Origin of the sequence: Allorhizocola rhizosphaerae, from assembly GCF_003426775.1 — a bacterium.
Classification (GTDB): Bacteria; Actinomycetota; Actinomycetes; order Mycobacteriales; family Micromonosporaceae; genus Allorhizocola; species Allorhizocola rhizosphaerae.
The window spans coordinates 1-5,894 of record NZ_QJUG01000352.1 but is presented as its reverse complement, the minus strand read 5'-3'; the positions used below and the strand labels follow the sequence as shown (position 1 = coordinate 5,894).

Here is a 5,894-nt window from a genome sequence, read left to right as displayed (position 1 = left end):
TCGAGGCGTACCTGACCGCCTACAACAACGACCCGAAACCCTTGATTTGGACCGCCACCGCCGAAGACATCCTGGCCAAAGTCCGCCGCGGACGTGTCACCCTAAATCAACTGTCTCCCCAAAACTGAGACGGCACACTAGCAGCACAAACCTGAGTCAGCGTCATATACTTAGTTGTGCCCCCGGCCGGATACATCCCTAAACTGCTCCCCCCACGGACGCCTGGCGATAGCCGCTGACCTGCCCATTGGCGGGGCCTATCGGCGCGCCGGTGTAAGCGCCGCGCTCTGCCAAGCGTTTCCGCAGCTTCTGGCACTCGGGTGAAACGCGAACACGAAGGTCCTCTGACACTCCCCATCGGTAGCCCCCTGTGGCTCTCGGTGGTAGGAAGACGTCCGGCCGTTCGGAAGGGCATCCGTCGAGGTGGAGGCGCTGGCGATCCGTCACTACGGGGGCGTGGCTAACCACGGCGCGTGTGGGTTGCTTGCCCAAACTCACCATGCCTATGCAGTGTTGCCGTCAGCCCGGCTTGTGGCGGTCACATGGTGTGCATCGCTCCGCCGTTCGAAGGGCTCCGCAGCGACCACGATGGAGCGCACCTCCGCAACCGCCGGCAGACGGGTTCTATCGAGGTATCCGGCGAACTCGGTTGAGCGTGAGTGCCATAGGTTCACGTTGTACTCGAGGGGGCGATCGGGAAGTGGTGTCGGATACCAAATCGGGCGCTCGTAAACGATGACGCCATCCACCTTCCATGCGATTCTGCTGGGTTGCCAGTCGATCTCGTAGAAGTGGAAGTCATCGGATGCGTCGAACCCGAGGTCGATCTCCGTAGGAGTGCCGCGGTAGCCGTACTCGAGCTTGGTCCCCTCAGGGCCGGGATTGTAGAATACATTAACCAGCATCTTTGTTGTGTTGCGGCCCAAGAATTCAATATCGATTTCATGGCGCGGCCCATTGCGATGCAGGAAAAGCCCGGTGATGACGCCAGTGACGTTCGACGGGCGCAGCTCGGCTCCGAATGTTCCGTACAGGTAGTTGCCGCGACCTGCCATCGCGGCCCCTGTGTACTCCCTCACCGATGTCCTCTGCGCCCGCAGAGTCAGTGCGATTGCGCCATCATGCACTGCGACGTTTTCTGGGATGAAGAGTGCAAGATTGCTTGGAAATGTGTCGTCGCGCAGCTTCCACATTGTTTCCGGTAGCTCATCGCCTGCCGACCACTTGCTCACGGTCGTATCAAAGCAGGTGGAGTCTTCCGCTCTCAGCCGTATGCCTTGCCAGCTCCGCGACCGGTTGGACAGGACCCAGGGCGAAGCGTCCGCCTTAAGGTTGGTTGCTGGCCGGGCGGTTTCGAGCACCGTCTTTGAGATAGTGGCGCGTCGGCCGAGGTCTGCATCGTCGGGATACGGAAAGGGTGGATACTCGACCTCGAGGAATTCGCTTAGGACTGCCCATTTGTCCCTGACGGCCGAACCACAACGAAGAAGTCGATTGCTAGGCAGGTCATCGACACCTGCCACATGCGACGTAGCGATGAACAGCGCGTGCCGGTTGGCGGAAGCGATCGCTTTGAGCGAGCCGGCATCAATGCCGCCGACGTTGACGTAGGCATTGAACATCCGTCCGCGCCTTCCGCGGACGAGCCTGTCCAGCTCCTCGGTCGGCATCTTGTCTACGTCGCTGATGCACGTGTAACCGAGCATCGACAGAGCCTTTGCGAGCGACGTTAGACCTAACCCTGCGTCGCCAAAAGCAATGACGGGACCCCTGCGCTTTCGCGCCGCGGGGAGAAGGGGCTTTTCCCTTGCTATGACACCGACCTGCGACAGCACTGGCAATATCGAGTATGAATTGGTCGAGGGCTCATCGACACGCTGCTCGATGAGCCGGTGCCCGGCCGTGAAAACCCTGAGGCTGGCGAATTGTAGGTTCAGCCACATATCAATCGGCCCATAGGCTGGGAGTCGGCTCAGAAGCTTGCATGCGCCCGCCCTTGTCAAGACATAGGCGGCCGCCTCCCAAATGCCGGGCTCCTGCCGACGGACGGGCGTAGGTCTCGAGATAGACTTAGATGCGGTCACATCTTTGTAGGCGAGGAAGATCAGGTCAAAGTCTGGTCGCCCGTCAGCATCTAGTAATGCTGACCACGTCATTCGGAACCGGCGGGCAAAGCCCGGTGCCAAGAAGACGTCGTCTTCCAGTATTAGCGCAGCAGGATCATCGCCGTCCGCTATGCGCCGCCAAAGTTCGATGTGCGACAAGGCCACCGCGATCTCCTGGCGACTCATGCCGATCTGGTGTGCCCGTGCCCGGTCGTCGAGGGCGAGCAATGGGTTCGGTTCGACCGTGAGCTGGTCAGCCAGGGTATAGGTCGGGCGTAGTACTAAGTGATCGGGCTCTGAGGTCATGTACCTGGCATCGACGGCCGGGAACCGACGTGTGATGCTGGAAAGCCGTTCGCCGTGTCGACCGTGAAAGCGGTCGAGTTCCCCGCGCACGCGGCGCCACCTTGCCGGCTTTCGGTCAAGGTTGATCACGTAAATTCGACCGAGTGCATCGATCTCTCCCCTTTGAGAGAACGCCGATGCGCGGCGCCGAGGATCCAGCACCCGTGTGTATAGCCGAATCCGATGAGCGAGGCGCTCTGCGAATTCGGCAAGACTGAGGCTATTCATGCGACTCGTATACCTGCCGCACCAGAGAGGCTCCTATCCATTGCTATGTACCCAGTTCCGCCAGTTGCGCTCGTCTGATCGATACATGAGCGGCCACTTGCTGACGGCGATCGCGTCCCACGTCGTCAGCAGATGGAAGTCGGCCTCCTCGTCCCGATCGCATAGGTCTAGCACATGCTCAACGAGGCTAACGGTCAGGTTGCCAGGTCCGGTCAGGGACTGAATATCACGTGTGCCCTCTTCCCGCGAGAGCACCATCCCCGTGGCTCGCTCTAGGGCGCGAGCAATGATCGGGTGACCAGCCGGCGCGATGAGCGGGTTGTTGTTCACGTAGAAAATGCGACCTTGATCCTCACCATCCCTGCCGGCCTCGTACGGATCAACCATGGATTGCGTCGAAATGTCGTAGCACAGCGCCTGCAGTTTGAGCCGACCATCGCTCAGTAACTCATCGAGGCCATGCCCGAGGTACTCATCATCGGCGTCAACATAGAATCCGCCATTCTGCAAGATGTAGCAGAGCCGGAAATAGTCGGCTCGCATCGCTGGATGGTCGCACAGAAGGAACGCCCGCACGTGACGTCTTGAGAGGGCTCGTTCGATGAAGCGGAGCGCCGAAACATCATCGAATAGTCTACGAACGAAGCCGTTTGCCTCCAACGGCAACCAAGAGTCGAGGCATTGAATAACATCGATCGGTATTGATGTCGAGTCGTTCCAATATTGAACGAGCACGCGGCTAGGCAGATTCCTCGCCTTGTTTGCAGGTCTACGCCGCTCCTTCATCAGGAGCTGTCGCAGAAACTCAGACCTGAGCCGATCGTTGCCAGCGATGCCTTGAGGAGCTTTAGTTATACTAGTTCCCGCCGGGTCTCGTTTCAGAACAAAATCAGCGTCCATCAATTTTAATCAATCCTCTTACCTGCCTCTTCTTCGCCGCCACGCTCGGTCGTCGAGCATGGCGAGGCTTGCATCCATGGGCCGGCGGGCTTCCATGAAGGAGCCGCCATGGTCGAGAAGTCATCTTCTCATTGCCTGTCTCACGTCTGGTCGACGACTCGCTTGAATTAGTTCGCGAGCCTCCGGCCGGACGTGGCGGTCACGACTGCGACGATCCCGCATCCCCCCGGGCCTTTTGGACCCGGCCAACAGTATCATCGCGACTCACACAGGCAGCTTTGATGCGCATTGTCCTGCCGACACTGCGCGCTGCGTTTCAAGATTGCCCCATCCGATCTGCTGATCTTCAAGCCGAGCGCGACCCGGCTGTCGGTGGACGGGAACGTCGGCGACGGAGCAACCAGAGATCTGCGTTCATGGCTCGCAGACTGTTTCGGCGATAACCCCGAAAACAGCTGGCGCACCGCCGGTTCTACATCTTGTAGACACGATCAATGACAATAGCGGATCTGCCGTGTCGTCGGCGGGTGAATACTGGATCTGGATCTGACCCGCTTTCCGTGAATGTAGTTGACCCTGTTCGAGGCTTCGCCTGTCCAATGTGTACAGTCGTCCCACTGTGATCGCAGACCTGGGGATGTTGTTGCCGCATTTGGCCGGTGTTGAGGTTCAAAGAGTCGAGCTGGGCGGCGGTTCCCTGCGGATATGGGCAAAGGCCAGGGACGTGCCCGCGGTGTGCCCACGATGCGAGCGGCGGTCGGCTCGGGTGCACAGCCGCTACGAGCGGCGCCTAGTGGACGCGGCGATCGGTGGCAGACAGGTCGAGATCCGCATCAGTGTTCGGCGGCTGTTCTGCCGCAACAAGTTGTGTCCAGCGGTCACCTTCGCCGAACAGATCGACGGGTTGACCGCCCGCCATGCACGACGCAGCCCGGCACTACGTCAGATGCTCGAATCGATCGGCCTTGCCCTGGCGGGCCGAGCCGGCGCCCGGCTGGCCATCAGGCTGGGATTACCCGCCACTCGCAGTAGCATGCTACGGCTCATTCGCGCCATGCCCGAGCCGACCGTCGACCAGGTCAAGGTGCTGGGCGTGGACGACTTCGCGCTCCGCCGAGGCCACGTATACGGCACCGTGCTCGTCGACATGGACACCCACCGGCCGGTCGACCTGCTGCCCGACCGGCAAGCAGCCACGTTTGCTGCCTGGCTGCAGGCCCATCCAGGAACCGAGGTGGTATGCCGAGACCGCGCCGGCGCCTACGCCGACGCAGCCAATAGCGGTGCACCGCAAGCGGTCCAAGTCGCAGACAGATGGCACCTGTGGCACAACCTAGGCGAGCACGTCGAAAACGCGGTGATCCGCCATCACCGCTGCATCAGGGAACACGCCCAGGCCCAGCTGGCCGAGCCGGCCGCGGCAAGGGCCGAACAGATCCGGGCCACCGAGCCGGCCGTGCCCCGCGAAGGCAAGTACGCCTCCCGCGCACGAGGACACTACCAGCAGATCCACGACTTGCTCGCCAAAGGCATGGGGATCAAGGCCATCAGCCGCCACCTCGGACTCGCACGCGGAACCGTACGCCGCTTCGCCCGCGCCGCCCAGCCAGAAGACCTGCTCGCCAAGGCCTGGGGACGCGGCCAAGGCAGACCCAGCATCATCGACCCCTACGCCGACTTCCTGCACCAGCGGCTCGCTGAAGGTCCTCTCACCACCACACAGCTATTCAAAGAACTCAAAGCGCTCGGCTACACCGGAACCTACGACACGCTACGCCAGTACGTGAAACCCTTGCGTGAACTGCATCCCGCCCGCCGCGGGCCGGTGGTGCCCAAGGCCCGCCGCATCGCCGGCTGGCTGCTTCGCCACCCAGACACCCTCGACGCCGAGGAACAACTCCAACTCAAGCAGGTCCGTGCCGCCTGTCCTCATCTTGATCGGCTTGCCCTACACATCAACGACTTTGCCCAGATCCTGACCCAACTGCAAGGGCAACGGCTCAACGAGTGGATCAGCGCCGCCGAAGCAGACGACGACCTGTCCGAGCTGCGCTCGTTTGCCGCCGGGATCAAACGCGACCATGCCGCTGTGATCAACGGACTCACCCTGCCTTACAGCTCCGGCGGGGTGTGTCAAGTAAGTGGTGGAAGATTTCTTCGGTGGTTGTGTCTAATGTGGAGTGTCGTCGATATTAGTGGCGGCCGGCGCTGACGCGGCCGTCGAAGGTGATGTCGAAGGCATTCAAAGCGGCTTTCCATCTGTTGGACCAGCGGGCGCGGCCCTTGCCGGCGGGGTCGAGGCTGAGCACGGTCAGG

General features: G+C 61.2%; 3 protein-coding genes. 1 reads left to right on the top strand and 2 read right to left on the bottom strand.

Going from position 1 to position 5,894, the window contains the following annotated elements; all coding sequences use genetic code 11:
• Positions 1-503: 503 nt before the first annotated feature.
• Positions 504-2,678 carry a family 16 glycosylhydrolase gene (locus DM816_RS39730; RefSeq protein WP_117215630.1) on the bottom strand — a complete coding sequence of 725 codons (2,175 nt, stop codon included), beginning with the start codon at positions 2,676-2,678 and terminating at the stop codon, positions 504-506.
• A 33-nt stretch (positions 2,679-2,711) separates the two neighbouring features.
• Positions 2,712-3,464 carry a glycosyltransferase family 32 protein gene (locus DM816_RS39725; RefSeq protein WP_342768804.1) on the bottom strand — a complete coding sequence of 251 codons (753 nt, stop codon included), beginning with the start codon at positions 3,462-3,464 and terminating at the stop codon, positions 2,712-2,714.
• A 751-nt stretch (positions 3,465-4,215) separates the two neighbouring features.
• Between DM816_RS39725 and DM816_RS39720 the strand changes: the two genes are divergently transcribed.
• The gene (locus DM816_RS39720) at positions 4,216-5,790 is read left to right on the top strand and encodes an ISL3 family transposase (RefSeq protein ID WP_246002664.1); all 1,575 of its coding nucleotides are present in this window, start codon (positions 4,216-4,218) and stop codon (positions 5,788-5,790) included.
• Positions 5,791-5,894 lie beyond the last annotated feature (104 nt).